The organism is Ensifer oleiphilus (assembly GCF_013371465.1).
Lineage (GTDB): Bacteria > Pseudomonadota > Alphaproteobacteria > Rhizobiales > Rhizobiaceae > Ensifer > Ensifer oleiphilus.
This window is the reverse complement of the sequence record NZ_JABWDU010000010.1, coordinates 76,964-97,130: the sequence shown is the minus strand read 5'-3', so window position 1 is coordinate 97,130 and position 20,167 is coordinate 76,964. Positions and strand designations below refer to the sequence as shown.

Here is a 20,167-nt window from a genome sequence, read left to right as displayed (position 1 = left end):
CGCATCCTGGATGCCGCCTGAGCCCCCTCTGACACATTGGAGGTTCCCTGCTGTTCGAGGAGGAATGAACGTCTCCTTTTACATCGCGAGCGGTACGCCCATGCCGATCTTTGGCGCGTACTTCATATCAGGCAGGTTATGCCGCAATGGATGCGCGCACGTCTGAGCGCCTCGCTCGGCATGCGACGCAGCAGACGGGACCCAGCCCGATTCATTTATGAGCCTGATTCGGGTGCCGGAAGAATGCCCTTCAGGATCGTCTCGGTGATCGTTATCGCCGCCGTCTCGTAATCCTCCGCCTTCAGACGTGCCTTCTTCAGGCCGTCGGCGGCGATCGGCTCGAAATCCGCATAGTATTGCGTCGATGCCCAGAGCATGATGAACAGGTGGCGTGGATCGACCGGCAGTAACTTTCCTGCCGCAATCCACCCCTCGACAACCGCCACATGCGCATCCGTGACCTGGCGCATATGGTCGCGATCCTTCTTCTTCAGGAACCGCGCGCCCTGGATGATCTCGCTGGCAAAGAGCCTCGATTCTGCAATGTTTTTGCGGGTATAGTCGAGCTTGGCCCTGATGTAGAGGCGGAATGCCTCAGCCGGCTCCCGCTCGGGCGAGATGTACTTCAGTGCATCGTCCCAGCTGGCGATGAGGTGCGCGACGATCGCCCGGTAGATCTCCTCCTTGGAGGAGAAATAGTAGTAGACGTTGGCTTTGGGCAGGCCCGAGGCCTCGGCGATCTCGGCGATGCGCGTGCCGTCAAAGCCCTTGCGCGCGAATATCTCGATCCCGGCCTTGATGATCAGGCGCATATTGCGTTCGCGGATACGCTCTTCCGGATCTCGTGCTGCCCTTGCCATGCGATCTCGCCTCCATCTCGCCGCCGCTTCCTACCAGACAATCAGGCGTGGCGGCGAGGTCGTTTCCGCAATTGCCGAGTTTTCCGGCGAAATGCAAGCGCATCACCTTCAAAAAAACTGACGATCTGGTCAAATAAAGTTGACGATCAAGTCATTTTTTCATTTTCGAAAGTTGACACTTTGGTCAGCTTTTGTCTAGTCTCCTTGCAACGAGGAAAAGGGGAGCGGCGCAATGCCGGCACGACTGAGAGAGGCTATGGCGGAAACGCTGGCCGGGTGGGAGGCCGATCTGCCGCAAGACTGGCAGGATGCGCTTGGCCGCATTGGCGACGATTTTGAACGGGTCGATGCCGGTCTCGCGTTCGAAGCCTGGGAGCCGATCTTCCCGGCGCGCCGTGGCAGGATCTTTCCCGGCCAACCGAAAGGCGCGCATGCGCTTGCCGCCTTCGATGGAATTGCGCCCGATGGCGTGCGCTGCATGATCCTTGGCCAGGATCCCTATCCGGAGCCGGGTTTTGCAACGGGCCGCGCCTTCGAGGCGGGCAATCTCGCCACCTGGGCCGAGCTGGACAAGATGTTCTCGAAGAGCATCCGCGCGTATATGCAACTTATCGCCGCCGCGCGTCTCGGCGACGAGAGCCTGAGTGAGGACTTCGGCCGCTGGCCGGAGGTGCGGCAGTTGTTGTGCGACCCTTCCAGTGCGTTCGAGGCGCCAGGCGCTATCGCCAACCGCTGGGTAAGCGAGGGCGTGCTGCTCCTCAACGCATCCCTGACGCTGTCGCGTTTTCGCGTCGATATCGACCCGCACCAGTCGCGCGGCCATCTGCCCTTCTGGCGGCCGTTGATGCTGCGCGTGATCGAGATGCTGCTTTCGCGCGGCGAGCCGATCGTCTTTCTCGGCTTCGGTGCGGCTGCAGCCGACATTTTCGCCGAAACCGGCATTCGCGAGGGCCGTCACGGCAAGGTTGCCTGCGTCGAGCGCGAACACCCCGCTTTCACCGACAAGGTGCTCGGCCGGGAAAATCCCTTCCTTCTCTGCAATCTCTACCTGGAGGCGATGGGCGCCCGTCCCATCGCATGGTGAACCATGGCGTCTACCCCGGAATATGACTTTATTATTGTTGGCGCCGGTTCGGCCGGCTGCGTTCTTGCCAACCGCCTGTCGAAGAACCCCGCCAACCGCGTGCTTTTGATCGAGGCAGGTGGTAAGGACCGCAATCCCTTGTTCCGGCTGCCGATGCTGATGGGCAAGCTTTTCCATTCCGGCATCTACAACTGGCATTACCACACGGAGCCCGAGCCCTATCTCAACGGCCGCTCGCTTTATTGGCCGCGCGGCAAGGTGCTGGGCGGGACCTCGACCATCAACGGCATGATCTATGTCCGCGGCAACCGCCACGACTATGATCGCTGGGCGCAGCTTGGCCTGCCCGGCTGGTCCTATGACGAGGTTCTCCCTGCTTTTCGGCGCTCGGAGGCGCACATCGAGCGCAAGGACGCGTTTCACAGCACCGACGGCGAACTCACCGTCTGCCGTGCCCGTGGCCACAATCCGCTGATGGACGTGTTCTGCGAGGCCGGCCTGCAGGCCGGCTATCCAGCGAACGACGACTTCAATGGCGCGAGCCAGGAAGGCTTTGGCCGCTACGATTTCACCATCCGCAAGGGAAAGCGCTGGTCCACGTCCTGGGCGTTCCTGCGCCCGGCGCTCGGCCGCAAGAACCTGACCGTCCTGACAGGCGCTGAAACGACGCGTCTCATCATCGAAGGTGGCCGGGCTTGTGGTGTCGGGTACCTGAAGGACGGACGGCCGGGGATCGCGCGCGCCGGGCGAGAGGTTATATTGTCCGCCGGCGTGGTCAATTCGCCCAAGACGTTGCTGCTTTCCGGCATAGGGCCAGCAGACGAGCTGAGCGCACTCGGCATCAAGCCGCTGCTCGATCTTCCCGGCGTCGGGAAAAACCTCCAGGATCACGTCGACTGCGTCATGAGCTGGGAATGCCGTGAACCCGTAACGCTGTTCGGTGACCTGCGCGCCGACAAACTCATTCCCGCAGTCGCGCAAGGCATGCTGTTCGGTGAAGGCATCACGACGACCTTTCCCTACGAGGCGGGCGCGTTCGTGCGCTCGCACGACGGCCTAGTCTCGCCCGATATCCAGCTGCATTTCATGCCGGCGCTGGAAAAGACGGCCAACCTGCATTTTCCCAATCCCTTCGCCAAGAAGCGGGCGGTCGAGGCGGATCACGGCTTCACCATCCGCGTGGGACCCGTTAATCCGGCGAGCCGCGGCGAGATCACACTGAGGTCGGCGAACCCGACCGACAAGCCGAAGATCCAGGCGAACTACCTGCAGTCCGATTTCGACATCCGCACGATGATCGACGGCATCCGGCTGACGCGCGACATCGTCGGCCAGAAGGCATTCGACCGCTTTCGCGGCAAGGAACTGGCGCCCGGGCCGGAAGCGCTCGACGATGCCGGGCTGACCCGCTGGCTGCGCGCCACGGCGATGACGACGTTCCATCCCGTCGGCACCGCCAAGATGGGCAACGATCCGATGGCGGTCGTGGATGCTGAGCTCAAAGTGCACGGCATTGAGGGCCTGCGCGTTGCCGACGCCTCGATCATGCCGATCATCGCGAGCGGCAACACCAATGCACCCGCCATCATGATCGGCGAGAAATGCGCCGAACTGATCCTGAATAGCTAAGGAAGTGATCCGATGATCCTCGAACACCGCACCTATACGTTCAAGCCCGGCACGGTCGACAGGTGGATGAAGAAATACGAGGCCGACGGTCTGCCGGTGCAGAAGCGCCATCTCAACAAATTCGTCGGCCTCTATGTCTCGGAACTGGGGACGCTCCACACCACCGTTCTGATGTGGGCCTATGACAGCCTTGCCGATCGCGAGGCGCGCCGCTCGGCCATGTATGCCGATCCGGATTGGCAGAAATTCATCTCCGAAGTCTGGGCGCTCGACGCGATCCAGAAGCAGGAGGTGATGATCATGAACCCCGCCTCCTATTCACCTCCGCTTTGAGACGGACCGGGCGCGCCAGCATTGCCCAGGCGCGTCAAGGTAAGCATGACACAAGACAATCAACAAAAGAGGGAACGATCATGACTGACAAGGCTTCACAACACATGATGCACCGCCGCACCTTCCTGCAGGCAAGTGCCGGCGCGGCAGCGCTCGGCTTTGCCGCCAGCATCGTGCCGGAATTTGCGAGGGCGTCTGGCGGATTGGTGGCACTGGTGCATACGCAGGCGGCCGGCGACAACGGGCCGGTCGATCAGATGATCTCCAAGCTCAAGCAGCTGTCGGAAGAAAAGGGGTTCGAACACCGGGCCATCTACGCGCAGGACCCCGCGACCTACGAGACCATCTACCGCACGCTCGGCGACGCCGGTGCCCAGATCATCATCTCCACCTTCAACGAGGTGGCCGAGCCCTTCAAGGCGCTGGCGCCGTCCTACCCCAACACCAAGTGGATCCAGCTGTTCGCCGACCCCTTTGAACCGGCGATCCCGAACGTGGTGACGGTATCCTACGACTACTACCTCGGCTGCTATCTCTCGGGCGTGTTTGCGGCCAAGATGACGACGACGGGCAAGACCGGTTTCATCGGCGGCGTTTCTATCCCGCCGCTCAATGCCGATTTCAACGCCTTCAAGGCCGGCGTGCACTCGATCAAGCCGGACGCCAGCGTTGTCGCCGCTTTTGCCGGCTCGTTCCAGGATCCGGCAAAGGGCCAGGAAATCGCCACCCAGATGTACAATGACGGCATCGACTACATCCAGACGGACGCAGCTGCCACCGACGGCGGCATCATTGCCGCGGCCAACGAGAAGGAAGGCCGCATGGTGAGCTGCCTTGCGCCGGGACAGTACGCGCTCGGACCGAAGTCGCTCATCTCCATCGTTGGTCTCGATTTCGGCGTTTCGCTCTACAACGAAGCAACGAAGGCCGTCGGTTCAGACTGGAAGGGCGGCACGCATGAGCATACTGGCCTGGGCACCGGTGTCATCGACTTCATTCCATCCCCGGTTTTTGCCGAACAGGGACCGGCGGAACTGAACGCCAGGGCGAAGGAGGCGCTTGTCGAAGTCGAAAAGGCCCGCGCCGGTATTCTGGATGGCTCCATCAAGGTGCCCTTCAACACCACGCTCTGAGCCACTGGAACATCCCGCTATCAAGTGGAATGACTGAAAGCGCGATATTCCAGACTCAAATTGCCAGTGCGTGCCTGGCGCGTTCTTCCAAACGCGCGGGCTCTGGCGCCAGCCCACCGGGTCGGCGCGGAGCCTTGACGGAATGCCGGCTACTCTTTCCCGTCGGGAAAGACCGCCGGATGTTCACGGATCGTCTGCTCTGCAGTTGGTGATCCGTGAACCCATGCTCTCAATGGGAACCTTTTGATGTCGAATCCTCCGAAACCCGCGCTGGAGTGCCGTGACGTCACCGTGAAATTCGGCGACGTCACAGCGCTGTCCGACGTTGCCGTCTCGTTTGCCCCCGGCCAGATCCATGCGGTCGTCGGGCAGAACGGCGCCGGCAAGACGACCTTCGCCCGCGTCGCTGCGGGACTTGTTCAACCGACCGCCGGCGCGGTCGATGTCATGGGTGAAGAAATCCGAACCGGACATGTCAACCAGAGCCGGGCGGCGGGTGTAGAACTGGTTCATCAGAGTTTTGCCCTGCCGCCTTCCTTTACCGTTGCCGAGACCATGGAGTTCGGCGCGACAGGCAAAGGTGGCGTCTACAGCCGCAGGGGGCTTTCCGAAAAATGGCGGTCGCATCTCGCAAGCCTTGACGTCCAGGTCGACCTGAACACGCGGATCCGTGACCTACCGATCGAGACACAGCAGGGCATCGAGATTGCGAGAGCGCTGGTCATGGATGCGCGCGTGCTCATTCTCGACGAGCCGACCGCGGTGCTGTCGCCCACCGGCATAGACATGCTATTTGCCCGCGTCCGCCGTCTCAAGGAGCGCGGCGTGACGGTGATCCTCATCCTGCACAAGATCCGCGAAGTGCTCGGCATCGCCGACACGGTCACAGTGTTGCGCGGCGGCCGAAAGGTCGAGGGGCCGCTGCCGATCGCCGAGGTTTCGGCCGAAAGGCTCGCCAACCTGATCGTCGGTGATGCCATCGCCAAGACGCTCGATCGGCATGAGCGCGACGCGCTGGTCGGCACGAAATCGCCAGTGGGCGAGGGCGCAGGCCATCCGGAGACGGCGCATGGTCCAAGCGTGCTCTCCATGAAATCCGTTTCGACGCGGCCGGACAGTGAAGGCACCGCGCTTGACGGCGTTGATCTGGATATTCGCCCTGGCGAGATCGTCGGCATCGCTGGCGTGGAGGGCAACGGGCAGAAGACGCTCGTGCGCGCGATTTCGGCGCTTGCCGATCTAGCGAGCGGATCGATCCGGCTTGCAGGCCATGACGTGACCGGCGAACCGCTCGGGGCCCGTCGTGCGATCGGTCTGAGGATCATTCCCTTCGAGCGCAATGTCGAAGGTCTGAGCCTGACCAGTTCGCTCTGGCAGAACTGGAGCGCAAGGGAACTGCTACAGGGCAGTTTGCTCAGGGTGATCCGCCCTGCGACGGTGCGCGAAGCCTGCGACCGGTCGCTTAGGGAATGGAGCGTCCACTACCACAATTCCGCTCAAAAGGCGGGATCTCTGTCCGGCGGCAACGCCCAGAAAGTGATCCTTGCCCGCGAGGTCGACCGCGGCGCCAGGCTGATCATCGCCGCCCAGCCGACGCGAGGTCTCGACATCGGCGCGACCGCCTTCGTGTGGCAGGCGCTCCGGCAGGCGCGCGATCGCGGCGTCGCCATCCTCCTTATTTCGTCGGACCTCGACGAGTTGTTCGACATCTCCGACCGTGTCGTGGTGATGCTGTCGGGACGTGTGAACGGCGAATTCCGAGCGCCCTTCGACATTGCGTCGGTGGGGGCTGCCATGACCGATGCGGCTGCGAGGAAAAGCGCATGAAAGACAATCTTATCGCGGTTGTCCGCAGTCTGATCTTCGTCGGCCTCGCGCTCATCCTGTGCGCGCTGGTGTTCCAGTTTGCCGGCTACAATGCCCTGACCATGCTCTGGGCGGTGGCCGACGGCGCCTTCCTGCGTAGCGGTGCGATCGAGCAGAGCCTCAGATGGGCGCTGCCGCTCTTCATCACCGCCGTCGGCGTCGGGATTTCTTTCCGGGCGGGTTTCTTCAATATCGGTGCCCAGGGCCAGTTCTATGTCGGTGCGATCTGCGCGGCCTTCGCCGCCGAGGCGTTCAAGGGCGGGCCGGCTTTCCTCGTCATCCCGGCGCTGCTGATCTCCGGCATGCTCGGCGGTGCCCTCTGGGCGCTCTGGCCGGGGCTTTTAAGGCTACGCTCTGGAACTGACGAGGTCATCACCACCTTGATGGGCAACTTCATGGCCGGACTGCTGCTGGTCTATGTCACCTCAGGCCCGCTGAAGGATCCTTCCGGGTCCGGCCAGCAGGCATCGAGCCGCCCGCTCGATGCAGCCTACCGCATCTCGGACTCGCTCGGCCTGTCGCCGACCATCATCGCCATTGCCGTCGCCGTCGGCGTCTTGATGTGGCTATTGGTCAACCGTACTGCCTTCGGGGTTCTCGCAAGCCTTGCCGGCCGCAATGGCACGATGGTGGAGTGGCAGGGGGCGCGACTTTGGAAGCTGGGCCTGTCGAGCTTCCTCATCTCAGGCGCGCTGGCGGGTCTTGCCGGAACCATCGAGTTCATGGGGCCGAATGGCCGCATCGCATCCGGGTTCCTGCCGGCCCATGGCTTCACGGCAATCCTGATCGCGCTCGTCGCCAATCTCTCGGTTGTCGGCACGGCCGCGGCCGCGGTGTTCTTCGGCGGCCTTGCCTCCGCGGCTCTCTATCTGCCGATCATGGCCGGGCTGCCGGCTGCCGCGATCGACATCATCAATGCGGCGATCGCGCTGTTCATCACGGCAAGGTCGAAGCTCGTCGACAAGGTTCTGCGTCTCGGAGGGCGCCCGTCATGAACGAGATCATCATCGCCATCCTGCGCTCCGGGACGCCGCTGATCTACGTCACCCTTGCCGGCGTCATCGCACAGAGGGCAGGGGTGTGGAACCTCGGCCTCGAGGGCCTGATGATCATCGGCGCCTGCGCCACGATTGTCGGCATCATGCTGACCAACTCCATTCTCGCCGCCATCTTGATCGCCGTCTTCATCTGCGTGCTTGCCTCCGTCCTCCTCTGGTTCGTGATCGACAGGCTCAAGGCCAATCCGATCATTGCCGGCCTTGGCTTGACGGGCCTTGGTGTCGGCGGCACGGCGCTCGCCGTCCAGTCGATCTTCGGAAGCCAGGCGAGCGTGACTGCGCCGTTCGGCCTTCCCAAGCTTGGCCCGGCTTTCGGCGCCTACGGGGTGCTGTCGATCTCGGTCGCCGCCATGCCGTTTGTCGTCTTCGGCATGTGGGTGCTGCTGCGCCGTACGCGCTTCGGCCTCAGGCTTGCCGCCTGTGGCGAACATCCCTTCGCGGCCCGCAGCGTCGGGGCCAACCCCTCGCGCATGCGTCTCGTGGCCCTTTCGATCGGTGGCGTTCTCTGCGCCATCGGCGGAGCGGAACTCGCGGCCGGCAGCCTGCAATTCTTCGCTCAAGGGATGACGGCAGGCCGTGGCTTCATGGCGTTCGCCGCCGTCATCTTCGGGGCGTCCCATCCGGTGGGAGCCACCTTTGCCGCGCTGTTTTTCGCCGTCGTCGGCGCGCTCGGCATCCGGGCGCAGCTGATGTTCGGCGACAAGATCCCGCACGACCTGCTGCAGGCGCTGCCCTATCTCGCCACCGTCTTTGGCGTCTGGCTTTCCGGCAAGTTGCGTGGCGGCGCAAAGGCCGCCAGTTCCTTTGCCGAACTCAAGGATCAGTAGGAGCCACCATGACGTTTGCCCAGCGCCATCCGATCCAGGACGTCTGCATCCTGGTCACCGACCTCGAGGCGTCGATCCGCTTCTACACGGAAAAGCTCGGCTTCAAGCTTAAGCATCGCGCCCCCGGCTTTGCCGATTTCAACGGCGCCGGGCTGACACTGGCGCTTTGGGAGCGGTCGCATATCGAGCAGCATGCCGATGTGCGCGTGCCCAAAGGGTCGGCCTCTGCCGTGCTCGTGGCGGTGCGGCTCGACAGTCCCGCCGAGATTGATGGTCTCTACGCCGATCTCAAGAATGAAGGCGTCACCTTCGTCAATCCTCCGGCCGACTATCCGTGGAACGCCCGCTGCCTCTATTTCCACGGGCCCGATGGCGAGACCTGGGAGCTCTACGCGTGGCTCGATGGCGGCGCGCCGGGAAAGGTGGCGGCATGACCCGCAAGCTGATCATCCTAACCGATCCCGGCCAGGACCAGGCGGCGGCCATCCTGATGATCCTTGGCCAACGGCAAACCTTCGATGTTCTCGGACTGGTCGCCACGGCCGGCAACATCAGTCTCGATCACACGATCGCCAACTGCCTGAAGCTGATGGAGCTGGCTGGCCGGCCGGATATTCCGGTCTTTGCCGGTTGCCTGCATCCGATCATCCGTCCGTTGGTCATGGCCGAACACGTGCATGGTCCGACCGGCCTTGACGGCCCGGACCTGCCGCGGCCGTCGATCGGGCCACAGGAAAAGCACGGCGTCGACTTCATCATCGATACGGTGCGCGCCCATCCCGGCGAGATCACCATCTGTTCGCTGTCGCCTGTGACCAATCTGGCGATGGCTTTGCGCAAGGCGCCCGACATTGCAGGCAAGATCCACGAGGTCGTCGCGATGCTCGGCGCCTATTTCGAGGTCGGCAACATCACGCCGACGGCAGAGTTCAACTGCTATGTCGACCCCGAGGCCGCCGACATCGTGCTGAATGCCGGCATCAAGACCACGCTGCTCCCGCTCGACGTGACGCACAAGATGCGCTCGACACCGGCGCGCCTCGGCGCCATGCGGGCGCTTGGCAACCGTTGCGGCGTGGCGACTGCCGAAATGCTGGAATTCTCGGAAACCTTCGACCTCAAGAAATACGGCTGGGACGGTGCGCCGCTGCACGGGCCCTGCGTGCCGGCCTTCATGCTGGCGCCGGAGATGTTTTCGGGGCGGCAGATCAATGTTTCCGTCGAGCTCAACGGCACGCTGACGTCTGGGATGACGGTCGCCGACTGGTGGCAGATCACTGATCGGCCGAGGAATGTGTTCTACGTCACGGATGGCGATCCGGTCGCCTATTACGATCTTCTCCTGAAATCGCTGGAAAACCTTCCATGACTGAAATCCTGATCCGCAACGCGACGATCGTGGCGATGGACGCCGGCCATGGCGCAGCGCCGTTTCCCGGCGACGTGCTGGTCGAGGGCGAGACCATCAAGGCGATCGGTGAGGCGCTCACGGCCAGCCCGGACGCGCGAATCATCGACGGTCAGGGCAAGCTGGTAATGCCCGGACTGGTGAACGCCCACACCCATTCCAGCGAGACCTTCCTTCGTGGCCGCTACGAGCGCATGCCGCTCGAAATCTGGCTACTTTATGCCTATCCGCTGCTGATGAACGATCCGATCGGCGAACGGCTTCTCTATCTGCGCAGCCTGCTGCTGGCGATGGAATCGCTGCGCAATGGCGTCACCACCTTCTGCGACGATTTCTTCGATCCGCCGCGCCACGATCTCGATCGCCTCGCAACGGTCTTTCGCGCCTATGACGACGCCGGAATTCGTGCCAATGTTTCGAGCGCTGTCATGAACGTCCACACGCTCGATGCGCTGCCCTTCGCCCGCGAGGTGATGCCGGCCGAGTTGCAGGCCCTTCTCGATTTTGGCCCGCCGATGACGGCGAATGCCTATATAGACTATTGCCGTTCGGCTTTTTCCAGCCTGCACGGCAAATCCGGCCGGCTGAATTTTATGATTGCGCCTTCGGCGCCGCAGCGCTGCTCTCCGGATCTGATGGCAGCGTGCATGGACCTGGCGGTCGAAAAGCACGTGCCGTTCCACACGCATATTCTGGAGACCAAGACCCAAGCCGTCACCGGCCAGATGCTGCATGGCAAGTCGCTGATCGCCTACATGCACGACCTTGGTCTGTTGAAGCGCAACACCACGATCGCGCATTCGGTCTGGGTCAGCGACGACGACATGCTGCTGATGGGGAAGGCCGGTGTCTCGGTCGCCCACAATGCCGTGTCGAACCTGAAACTCGGCGCTGGCATCGCTCCGATCCGCCGCCTGCTCGATGCCGGGGTGACGATCGGCCTTGGGACCGACGGCGTCTCCTCGAATGATACGTCCCGCGTTTTCGACGTCATGCGCGTCGCCGGCCTCGTGCACAGCGCCGCCGGGCCTGACTACGAAACGTGGGTCGCGGCGGACGAAATCCTGACAATGGCAACCATCGGCGGTGCGAAGACGGCGCTGCTGGAACAGGTGACCGGCTCGCTGGAGGTCGGCAAGGCGGCAGACCTCCTGATCCTTGACCTTCGCAACTATCCCTTCATGCCGCTCAACGACATCGCCAAGCATCTGGTCTATTCGGAAAACGGCTCTTCGATCGAGACCGTTATAGTCGCAGGTCGGATCGTGATGGAAAACGGGCGTCTGAAAACCGTCGATGAGCAGGCCATCTTTGACGAGATCGCCGAACTAGTCCCCGCCTATCTTGCCGAACATGCCGATCTGGAGCGCCGCAACAGTGTTTTCGAGCCGATCATGGCGGAAATCCATCGCCGCGCCACGCGCACCGATATCGGCATCAACCGATATCAGGGGGATGTCGTCGACAGGCATTCCATGTCCTGAGCCGCTGACGCGGCTTAATGAACCGGGATCACGACGCTCAGGATCTGCTGCTCGAAGAACTTGGAGAAGGCCGCGATGCGCGGCGGCAGCGCCTGGTAGGGCGGATAGTAAAGCGTCAGCCACAGATCCTGCGGCGCCCAACCTTTGAAGACATGGACGAGGCGTCCGGTCCGCAGATGTTCGGCGATGTGAAAGCCGGGAAGCAGCGCCACGCCCGCACCGTCGGCCGCCATGTCGGCAAGGATCTCGCCGCTGTTGGCGCTGAAGGCCCGGCCTGCCGATATCGTTACGGATGAACCGCCGTCCGAGAGAACCCAGCTTTCCCGGCGGCTCTCGCCGCTATAGGCGAGGCACTCTTCGGGCGTCAGTTCGCCGGGATGGCCGAGGCCGGCGCAGCGGCTGCCGGGGGCGGCGACCAAGATGCGCGGTATCGCGCAGATCTTCCGCCAGATGGTGAACTTGTCTGAGGGCTGCGAAGAGATGCGGATTGCCAGGTCGTAGTCGTCGTTGACGATGTTCACCATCCCGTCCGACAGCACGACCTCGAATGATATCTTCGGGTAGAGTTCCTTGAATCCCGAGATGATCGTTGGCAGGAAGGTTTTCCCGAGCCAGGTCGGTGCGCTGATCCTCAGGCGCCCTTCATCCGACTTATGGGCGTTCATGACGTCGCGTCGCGCACTTTCGAGCGTTTCCATCGCGGGCTGGATCTGGGCCGCAAAAATCGCGCCGTCCGTCGTCAGCGACACCTGCCTTGTGGTTCGAACGAACAACTGAACACCAAGATCGGCTTCAAGTGCTGCAATCGCGCGGGTGACTGCGGCTGGCGTCATGTCCAGTTCGCGAGCAACCTGCGCGAAATTCCTCTTTTCGGCGGCCATCAGGAAGGTGCGGAGCGCTTTGTAGTCGTTCATCTCATTATTTCAAAAATCGCAATTCATTCGAAATTAATATTGCAATTCCGCGATCACCGCAATCTGCGTAGGTTTGTTTTCAGCAACAGACACCGGACAAACCGCAGGAAACACGATCATGATCAAGGGTATCAAGGGACTTCATCACGTGACCTCCATGGCGTCGGACGCCGCGCGCAACAATGGTTTCTTTACCGACACTCTCGGCCTGAGACGGGTGAAGAAGACCGTCAACTTCGATGAGCCGAGCATCTACCACCTGTACTACGGCGACGAGACAGGTGCTGCCGGAACAGTGATGACATACTTCCCGTTCGACCACATGATGCGTGGCCGCCCTGGTGTCGGAGAAGTGGGCGAAACCCAGTTCTCGGTTCCCAAGGGGTCGCTCGCCTACTGGAAGGACCGACTGGTGTCGCAAGGTGTCGCTGGCCTCAAGGCCGACACGATCTTCGGTGCCAACCGCCTGCGGCTTGCCGGACCTGATGGTGACGGGCTGGCTCTGGTCGAAAAGGCCGACGATGTTCGCTCTGCCTGGACCGCCGGCGGCGTGCCTTCCGATGCCGCCATCCGTGGCTTTGCCGGCGCCAGATTGAGCCTGCACGATACGGCAGCGATGGAGGAACTCCTCGGGTTCATGGGCTACGAGCGCGCAGAAAAAGAAGGCAACGTCACGCGGTTGATCATCCCCAACGGCAACGGCGCCGACACGATCGATCTCGAGGCTTTGCCGCAAACCACGTTTGCTCGCCAGGGTGCCGGCTCGGTCCACCACATCGCTTTTGCCGTCGATGACCGTGCAGCACAGCTCGAGGTTCGAAAGGCACTGATGGATACCGGCTACCAGGTCACGCCGGTCATTGACCGCGACTATTTCTGGGCAATCTACTTCCGCACCCCTGGCGGTGTATTGTTCGAAATCGCGACCAACGAGCCCGGCTTCAACCGTGACGAGGACACCGCCCATCTTGGTCAGGCGCTGAAGCTGCCGCAACGCTACGAACCCTTGCGCGACCGGATCGAGGCCGGCCTGGTGCCGCTCGCCGCATAAGCGACAAATGCCTGCGGGCCGCCCGGTGCAGCCCACAGCTCCGATGCCAGAAGCCTGTCGCTGCAAGCCCGCAACATCCGACAGGTCGAGCCTATTCCGTTCAAAACCCGCCGCCAGCCGGCACATCACGCACGAAGGAGAGACCCAATGTCCAAGCTCGAAGTCCTGACCCCGCAGAACAGCCAACTCATCTTCATCGACCAGCAGCCGCAGATGGCCTTCGGCGTCCAGTCGATCGATCGTCAGACGCTGAAGAACAACGTCGTCGGCCTCGCCAAGGCGGCGAAAATCTTCAACATTCCGACGACGATCACGTCGGTCGAGACCGACAGTTTCTCGGGCAATACCTATCCCGAACTGCTCAGCGTCTTCCCTGAAAACGACATTCTCGAGCGCACCTCGATGAACTCCTGGGACGACCAGAATGTGCGCGATGCGCTGGCGAAAGGTGCTGCCGAGGGCCGCAAGAAGATCGTCGTCTCGGGCCTGTGGACCGAGGTCTGCAACACCACCTTCGCGCTCTCGTGCCTCAACGACACCGACTACGAGATCTACATGGTGGCCGACGCCTCGGGCGGCACGTCACTCGAGGCCCACAAATATGCGATGGACCGCATGGTGCAGGCAGGCGTCATTCCGGTCACCTGGCAGCAGGTGCTGCTCGAATGGCAGCGGGACTGGGCGCGCAAGGAAACCTACGACGCCGTGACGGGCCTGGTGAAGGAGCATTCCGGCGCCTACGGCATGGGCATCGACTATGCGGTCACCCATGTGCACGGCGGCGCCGAGCGCGTCAGCCACGGCAAGCGGATCGGCCCCAACCCCGCAAAGTAACGATCGCCCATCAATCCGGCAGGGAACCCTGCCGGATTGAGCTATCCTTCACCGCGCGAGGTTACCCCATGAAAGTCTATCTTCTCTCCCTCGGCGCCGGCCTGCTGGTGGGCGTGATCTACAGCCTCTTGAATGTGCGCTCCCCCGCTCCGCCCGTCATCGCGCTCATCGGGCTGCTCGGCATCCTGGTCGGCGAGCAGCTTGTGCCTTTGGCAAAGAGCGTCTGGGCCCGCGAGCCGGCTGCTCTATCCTGGCTTCATCAGGTCAAGCCGCATATGTTCGGCCATCTGCCTAAGGGCGGCGCGACCGTGGTTGCTTCCAGCCAGCATTCGCAGGAGGACAAAAGCTGATGACGACGCGTCGAACCTTCCTGGGTGCGGCGACCAGCCTCGCCTTTCCAAGCCTCTTCTCACCGGCAAATGCCGCCGACCCCAGCAAGACCGGAGCCGACCCCATGCACGCCGATACCATCCTTCACAGCGGATTGATCACCACGCTCGATCGCGCCAACCCGAACGCTACGGCGATCGCCGTCAAGGACGGCCTGTTCATGAAGGTTGGTGCCGACGCAGAGGTCATGGCGCTTGCGGGACCGAAGACGAAAATCATCGATCTCAAGGGCAAGCGCGTGCTACCGGGGCTGATCGACAATCATACCCACGTGGTGCGCGGCGGCCTGAACTACAACATGGAACTGCGCTGGGACGGCGTTCGAAGCCTTGCCGACGCCATGGATATGCTGAAGCGACAGGTGGCGATCACGCCCGCTCCGCAATGGGTTCGCGTCGTCGGCGGTTTCACCGAACACCAGTTTGCCGAAAAACGCTTGCCGACCATTGAGGAGATCAACGCGGTTGCGCCGGATACGCCGGTCTTCCTGCTGCATCTTTACGACCGCGCTCTGTTGAACGGGGCCGCCCTTCGCGCCGTCGGCTATACGAGAGACACGCCCAACCCGCCGGGCGGCGAGATCAACCGCGATGCCAACGGCAATCCGACCGGCATGCTGCTCGCCAAGCCGAACGCCGGGATCCTGTATTCGACGCTTTCCAAGGGGCCGAAGCTACCCTTCGACTACCAGGTCAACTCCACCCGCCATTTCATGCGCGAACTCAACCGTTTGGGGATCACCGGTGTCATCGATGCCGGTGGCGGCTTCCAGAACTATCCTGACGACTATGCCGTCATCCAGAAGCTTTCCGACGAAGATCAGCTCACCGTTCGCCTCGCCTACAATCTCTTCACCCAGAAGCCGAAGGAAGAAAAGCAGGATTTCCTCAACTGGACGCAGTCGGTCAAATACAAGCAGGGCAACGACTATTTCCGTCACAATGGCGCCGGCGAAATGCTGGTGTTCTCGGCGGCTGATTTCGAAGACTTCCGCCAGCCCCGGCCGGAGATGGGACCGGAAATGGAGGGAGAGCTGGAGGGCGTCGTTCGGGTGCTGGCCGAGAACCGCTGGCCCTGGCGCCTGCACGCCACCTATGACGAGACCATAACCCGGGCGCTCGACGTCTTCGAGAAGGTCAACAAGGACATTCCGCTAGAAGGGCTGAACTGGTTCTTCGACCATGCCGAAACCATCTCGGATCGATCGATCGACCGCATCGCCGCGCTCGGCGGTGGCATCGCCACCCAGCACCGCATGGCCTATCAGGGCGAATACTTCGTCGAGCGTTACGGTCACGGCGTTGCCGAGGCGACACCGCCGATCAAGCGCATGCTGGAGAATGGCGTCAACGTCTCGGCGGGAACGGATGCGACCCGCGTCGCCTCCTACAATCCCTGGGTCTCGCTCTCCTGGATGGTCACCGGCAAGACCGTCGGCGGCATGCAGCTCTATCCCCGGGCCAATTGTCTCGACCGCGAGACCGCGCTGCGCATGTGGACCGAGAAAGTGACGTGGTTTTCCAACGAGGAGGGCAAGAAGGGTCGCATCGAGAAGGGCCAGTTCGCCGATCTGGTCGTCCCGGACAAGGATTTCTTTTCCTGCGCCGAAGACGAGATTTCCTTCGTGACCTCGGAGCTCACCATGGTGGGCGGCAAGATCGTCTACGCTGCCGGCATCTTCAAGGCCCTCGATGAGAACGACGTGCCGCCGGCCATGCCGGACTGGTCACCGGTCAGGGCCTTCGGCGGATATGCCGCCTGGGGCGAGCCGGAAGGGGCAGGCAAGCGTTCGCTGCGCCGCACGGCCATCTCCACATGCGGCTGCGCCAGCGACTGCGGCGTGCACGGCCACGACCATGCCGGCGCCTGGACATCGAAACTGCCGATCGCCGATCTCAAGGGCTTCTTCGGAGCGCTTGGTTGCTCCTGCTGGGCCGTCTGAGGCCCGCTCTGTCATCACGCATTGAACGGGCAGCGCTAATCGGCTGCCCGTTCTTTCCACTCTCTCAGACCCCGTCTGGCGCATGACGTCGTCACGAAAGTCCCCACAGGAAACTGTTGCGAAAATCGCAATTAAATCGAAATGATTACTGCAATTGTTCGGGGCGGCAACCCCGGGCAACATGGCCTCCATCAGACGAACACACCGCTGCTCCTGCCGAGCGGCGAAGATCGCAGGAGCAGACATGACAGAGCATTCTCTTTCCATCATCCGTCCCGGCGGCCCACTCCATAGGTTTGCCGGATCGCCGGTGGCGCGGACCGTCGCTCTTCTCTTCCTGTGTGCGGCCTTTATCCAGGGGCCGCTCACCAAGCTCTTCGACTTCTCCGGCGCGATTGCCGAGATGGAGCACCTCGGTCTTCATCCGGCGGGGCTGTTCGCGGCTACCGTCATCGTGTTCGAGCTCACCGCCTCGGCCATGGTCATCTCAGGTTTCCTGCGTTGGCTCGGTGCGTTGGCGCTCGCCGCCTTTACGCTTCTCGCGACTTTCATCGCCCTTCGCTTCTGGGAGCTTGCGCCGGGCACGGAGCGGATGATGGCGACCAATGCCTTTTTCGAACATCTCGGCCTTGCCGGCGCCTTCGTCTTCGTCGCGGCAATCGATATCACCAAGGGAGCGGGCAAATGAGCGCCTCGAAATCGTCCGGCGGCAGCTTTGCTCCGCTTCGCCAACCGGTCTTCGCCGTCCTTTGGGCGGCGACGGTTCTCGGCAACACCGGCAGCTTCATGCGCGATGTCGCCAGCTCCTGGCTGATGACGGACCTTTCCGCAGCACCCGCCGCCGTCGCCATGGTGCAGGCGGCCGGTACCTTGCCTATCTTTCTCTTGGCAATTCCGGCCGGCGTTCTCTCCGATATCCTCGATAGGCGAAAATTTCTCATCGGCGTTCAGCTTCTTCTTGCCTGTGTCAGCATAACGCTGATGACTTTGTCCCATATGGGCCTGCTGTCGGTTAGTTCGCTGATCGCCCTGACCTTCATGGGCGGCATCGGCGCGGCCCTCATTGGCCCCACATGGCAGGCGATCGTTCCGGAACTCGTGCCGCGGGAAGACGTAAAGAGCGCCGTCGCTTTGAATTCGCTCGGCATCAACATCGCGCGCTCGATCGGCCCGGCGGCAGGCGGCCTGCTGCTTGCCTCTTTCGGTGCGGCCGTCACCTATGGCGCCGATGTGGCGAGCTACATTCTCGTCATTGCAGCGCTTGTCTGGTGGCCGCGCGCGAGGAACGCGGACGATGCGCTTTCGGAAGGGTTCTTCGGGGCATTCCGGGCAGGGCTGCGCTACACCCGCGCCAGCCGGCCGCTGCATGTCGTGCTATTGCGCGCGGCGATCTTCTTTGCCTTCGCCAGCGCGGTCTGGGCGCTGCTGCCGCTGGTTGCGCGTCAGCTGCTTGGCGGCGACGCGAGCTTCTACGGCATCCTGCTCGGCTCTGTTGGTGCAGGCGCGATCGGCGGCGCTCTTTTCATGCCGAAGCTACGCCAGCATCTCGGCGCCGACGGCCTGCTGCTCGGATCCGCGCTCGTGACGGCATTGATCATGGCGGCAATGTCGCTGGCCCCGCCGCAATGGCTGGCGGTCGTCATCCTGCTCTTCCTCGGCGCCGCCTGGATCACTGCCCTCACCACGCTCAACGGTGCCGCTCAGGCAATCCTGCCGAACTGGGTGCGCGGGCGCGGGCTCGCCGTTTATCTCACCGTCTTCAACGGCGCGATGACAGCGGGAAGCCTCGGCTGGGGTGCAGTCGGTGAAATTGCCGGTGTCTCCGGCACCTTGCTGATCGGTGCGGGCGGACTGTTCGTGGCCGGACTGATCATGCACCGGGTGAAGCTGCCGGCCGGCGATGCCGATCTGGTTCCGTCGAACCATTGGCCGGAGCCGCTCGTTGCAGAACCCGTCCCCCACGACCGCGGCCCGGTGCTGATCCTCATCGAATACCATGTCGAGAAACAACACCGCGCTGCATTCCTCCATGCGCTCGACGAACTGTCGCAGGAGCGCCGCCGCGACGGCGCCTACGGCTGGGGCGTGACAGAGGATTCGGCCGATCCGGAAAAGATGGTCGAGTGGTTCATGGTGGAATCCTGGGCGGAACATCTGAGGCAGCACAGGCGCGTGTCACAGGCCGATGCCGATCTTCAGGGCAGGGTGCTTGCCTATCACTCAGGCGCGGATAAGCCTGTCGTCAGGCACTTCCTGACAATCAAGCGGCCGGGTAAAGTCCCCGTGTGAGCAATTGGCTGGCGACTTCGGTCGCCATCCTTTCATTGCTGAATTCGCAATTCAATCGACACGTTTATTGCAATTGCAGGCAATCTCTTCTCGGTCCAATATCTCTGCACAGACAATCACAACACCGCCAAACCAACCTCTCTTCAAGCATTCAAAGGAGAAATGAGCATGGGCTTTGTTACCACCGCAGACGGTACCGAAATCTTTTACAAGGATTGGGGTCCGAAGGACGCTCAACCGATCATGTTCCATCACGGCTGGCCGTTGAGCGCCGACGATTGGGACGGGCAGATGCTATTCTTCCTGTCGAAAGGATACCGGGTGGTGGCACACGACCGCCGTGGCCATGGCCGCTCGACGCAGGTCTCCGACGGACATGACATGGATCATTACGCCGCGGATGCCTTTGCCGTCGTCGAAGCACTCGATTTGAAGAATGTCGTCCATATCGGCCACTCGACCGGCGGCGGCGAGGTCGCCCGCTATGTTGCCAAGCACGGCGAACCGTCGGGCCGCGTTGCCAAGGCGGTGCTGGTTTCCGCCGTTCCGCCGCTGATGCTGAAGACCGCAGCGAACCCTGAAGGTCTGCCAATCGAGGTCTTCGACGGCTTTCGCGCCGCGCTCGCTGCCAACAGGGCGCAGTTCTTCCGGGACGTTCCCGCCGGTCCGTTCTACGGCTTCAACCGCGACGGTGCGACCGCGCAGGAAGGCGTGATCCAGAATTGGTGGCGGCAGGGCATGATGGGTAGCGCGAAAGCCCATTACGAGGGCATCAAGGCTTTTTCGGAAACCGATCAGACGGAGGACCTGAAGGCAATCAGCGTGCCGACGCTGGTCCTGCATGGTGACGACGACCAGATCGTACCGATCGCCGACGCCGCGCTCAAGTCGATCAAGCTGCTGAAGAACGGTACGCTAAAGACTTATCCAGGCTTCGGGCACGGCATGCTGACAATCAACGCCGACGTCTTGAATAGCGACCTGCTCGCCTTCATCAGGGCCTGACAGCCCATGAGAAGGGATGCGGCGCCATCCGCCGCATCCCATGTCCCTCGAAACCGCCCG

Annotated in this window: 19 protein-coding genes; 17 read left to right on the top strand and 2 right to left on the bottom strand. The window is 62.4% G+C overall.

All coding sequences use genetic code 11. The features are described from left to right. Window positions 1–215: 215 nt before the first annotated feature. On the bottom strand, window positions 216–860 hold the full coding sequence (locus tag HT585_RS27595; protein WP_176355994.1) for a TetR family transcriptional regulator C-terminal domain-containing protein: 645 nt from the start codon (window positions 858–860) through the stop codon (window positions 216–218). Window positions 861–1,116: 256 nt separating this feature from the next. Here HT585_RS27595 and HT585_RS27590 point away from each other — a divergent pair, with 256 nt between their 5' ends. The 10 genes from HT585_RS27590 to HT585_RS27545 all read left to right on the top strand — a co-directional run bounded on the left by HT585_RS27590 (window position 1,117) and on the right by HT585_RS27545 (window position 11,682). Beyond that, window positions 1,117–1,944, top strand: coding sequence for a uracil-DNA glycosylase family protein (locus HT585_RS27590; protein ID WP_176356133.1), 828 nt, complete (start codon window positions 1,117–1,119; stop codon window positions 1,942–1,944). 3 nt (window positions 1,945–1,947) lie between these two features. Further along, window positions 1,948–3,573, top strand: a complete 1,626-nt coding sequence (locus HT585_RS27585) for a GMC family oxidoreductase (RefSeq protein WP_176355993.1) — start codon at window positions 1,948–1,950, stop codon at window positions 3,571–3,573. A 12-nt stretch (window positions 3,574–3,585) separates the two neighbouring features. Then, complete coding sequence (locus HT585_RS27580; protein WP_176355992.1) at window positions 3,586–3,906, top strand: NIPSNAP family protein; 321 nt, start codon at window positions 3,586–3,588, stop codon at window positions 3,904–3,906. Between the two features lie 107 nt (window positions 3,907–4,013). Beyond that, on the top strand, window positions 4,014–5,039 hold the full coding sequence (locus HT585_RS27575; protein WP_176356132.1) for a BMP family ABC transporter substrate-binding protein: 1,026 nt from the start codon (window positions 4,014–4,016) through the stop codon (window positions 5,037–5,039). A gap of 246 nt (window positions 5,040–5,285) precedes the next feature. After that, window positions 5,286–6,866, top strand: coding sequence for an ABC transporter ATP-binding protein (locus HT585_RS27570; protein WP_176355991.1), 1,581 nt, complete (start codon window positions 5,286–5,288; stop codon window positions 6,864–6,866). Beyond that, window positions 6,863–7,900, top strand: coding sequence for an ABC transporter permease (locus tag HT585_RS27565; RefSeq protein WP_176355990.1), 1,038 nt, complete (start codon window positions 6,863–6,865; stop codon window positions 7,898–7,900). The genes HT585_RS27570 and HT585_RS27565 overlap by 4 nt, the downstream gene beginning before the upstream one ends. Further along, window positions 7,897–8,790, top strand: a complete 894-nt coding sequence (locus tag HT585_RS27560; protein ID WP_176355989.1) for an ABC transporter permease — start codon at window positions 7,897–7,899, stop codon at window positions 8,788–8,790. Before HT585_RS27565 ends, HT585_RS27560 begins: the two co-directional genes overlap by 4 nt. Window positions 8,791–8,798: 8 nt before the next feature. Further along, window positions 8,799–9,224 carry a VOC family protein gene (locus tag HT585_RS27555; protein ID WP_176355988.1) on the top strand — a complete coding sequence of 142 codons (426 nt, stop codon included), beginning with the start codon at window positions 8,799–8,801 and terminating at the stop codon, window positions 9,222–9,224. Further along, window positions 9,221–10,159 (top strand): nucleoside hydrolase, encoded by a 939-nt coding sequence (locus HT585_RS27550; protein ID WP_176355987.1) that lies wholly within the window; start codon window positions 9,221–9,223, stop codon window positions 10,157–10,159. The genes HT585_RS27555 and HT585_RS27550 overlap by 4 nt, the downstream gene beginning before the upstream one ends. Continuing rightward, window positions 10,156–11,682, top strand: coding sequence for an amidohydrolase family protein (locus HT585_RS27545; protein WP_176355986.1), 1,527 nt, complete (start codon window positions 10,156–10,158; stop codon window positions 11,680–11,682). Before HT585_RS27550 ends, HT585_RS27545 begins: the two co-directional genes overlap by 4 nt. A 14-nt stretch (window positions 11,683–11,696) precedes the next feature. Here HT585_RS27545 and HT585_RS27540 read toward each other — a convergent pair whose 3' ends face one another. Continuing rightward, a complete protein-coding gene (locus HT585_RS27540; RefSeq protein ID WP_176355985.1) occupies window positions 11,697–12,596 on the bottom strand; it encodes a LysR family transcriptional regulator in 900 nt (299 codons plus the stop codon). A 118-nt stretch (window positions 12,597–12,714) separates the two neighbouring features. Between HT585_RS27540 and HT585_RS27535 the strand changes: the two genes are divergently transcribed. From HT585_RS27535 to HT585_RS27505, 7 genes are all read left to right on the top strand, one after another. Beyond that, window positions 12,715–13,647 (top strand): VOC family protein, encoded by a 933-nt coding sequence (locus HT585_RS27535; protein WP_176355984.1) that lies wholly within the window; start codon window positions 12,715–12,717, stop codon window positions 13,645–13,647. A gap of 147 nt (window positions 13,648–13,794) precedes the next feature. Beyond that, window positions 13,795–14,481, top strand: a complete 687-nt coding sequence (locus tag HT585_RS27530) for a hydrolase (RefSeq protein WP_176355983.1) — start codon at window positions 13,795–13,797, stop codon at window positions 14,479–14,481. 68 nt (window positions 14,482–14,549) lie between these two features. After that, window positions 14,550–14,831 carry a XapX domain-containing protein gene (locus tag HT585_RS27525; RefSeq protein WP_176355982.1) on the top strand — a complete coding sequence of 94 codons (282 nt, stop codon included), beginning with the start codon at window positions 14,550–14,552 and terminating at the stop codon, window positions 14,829–14,831. Further along, window positions 14,831–16,813 (top strand): amidohydrolase, encoded by a 1,983-nt coding sequence (locus HT585_RS27520; protein ID WP_176355981.1) that lies wholly within the window; start codon window positions 14,831–14,833, stop codon window positions 16,811–16,813. The genes HT585_RS27525 and HT585_RS27520 overlap by 1 nt, the downstream gene beginning before the upstream one ends. Window positions 16,814–17,057: 244 nt before the next feature. After that, complete coding sequence (locus HT585_RS27515) at window positions 17,058–17,501, top strand: DoxX family protein (protein ID WP_176355980.1); 444 nt, start codon at window positions 17,058–17,060, stop codon at window positions 17,499–17,501. After that, window positions 17,498–19,102, top strand: coding sequence for an MFS transporter (locus HT585_RS27510; protein ID WP_176355979.1), 1,605 nt, complete (start codon window positions 17,498–17,500; stop codon window positions 19,100–19,102). Before HT585_RS27515 ends, HT585_RS27510 begins: the two co-directional genes overlap by 4 nt. A gap of 168 nt (window positions 19,103–19,270) precedes the next feature. Further along, a complete protein-coding gene (locus tag HT585_RS27505) occupies window positions 19,271–20,107 on the top strand; it encodes an alpha/beta fold hydrolase (protein ID WP_176355978.1) in 837 nt (278 codons plus the stop codon). The last annotated feature ends 60 nt before the right edge of the window (window positions 20,108–20,167 follow it).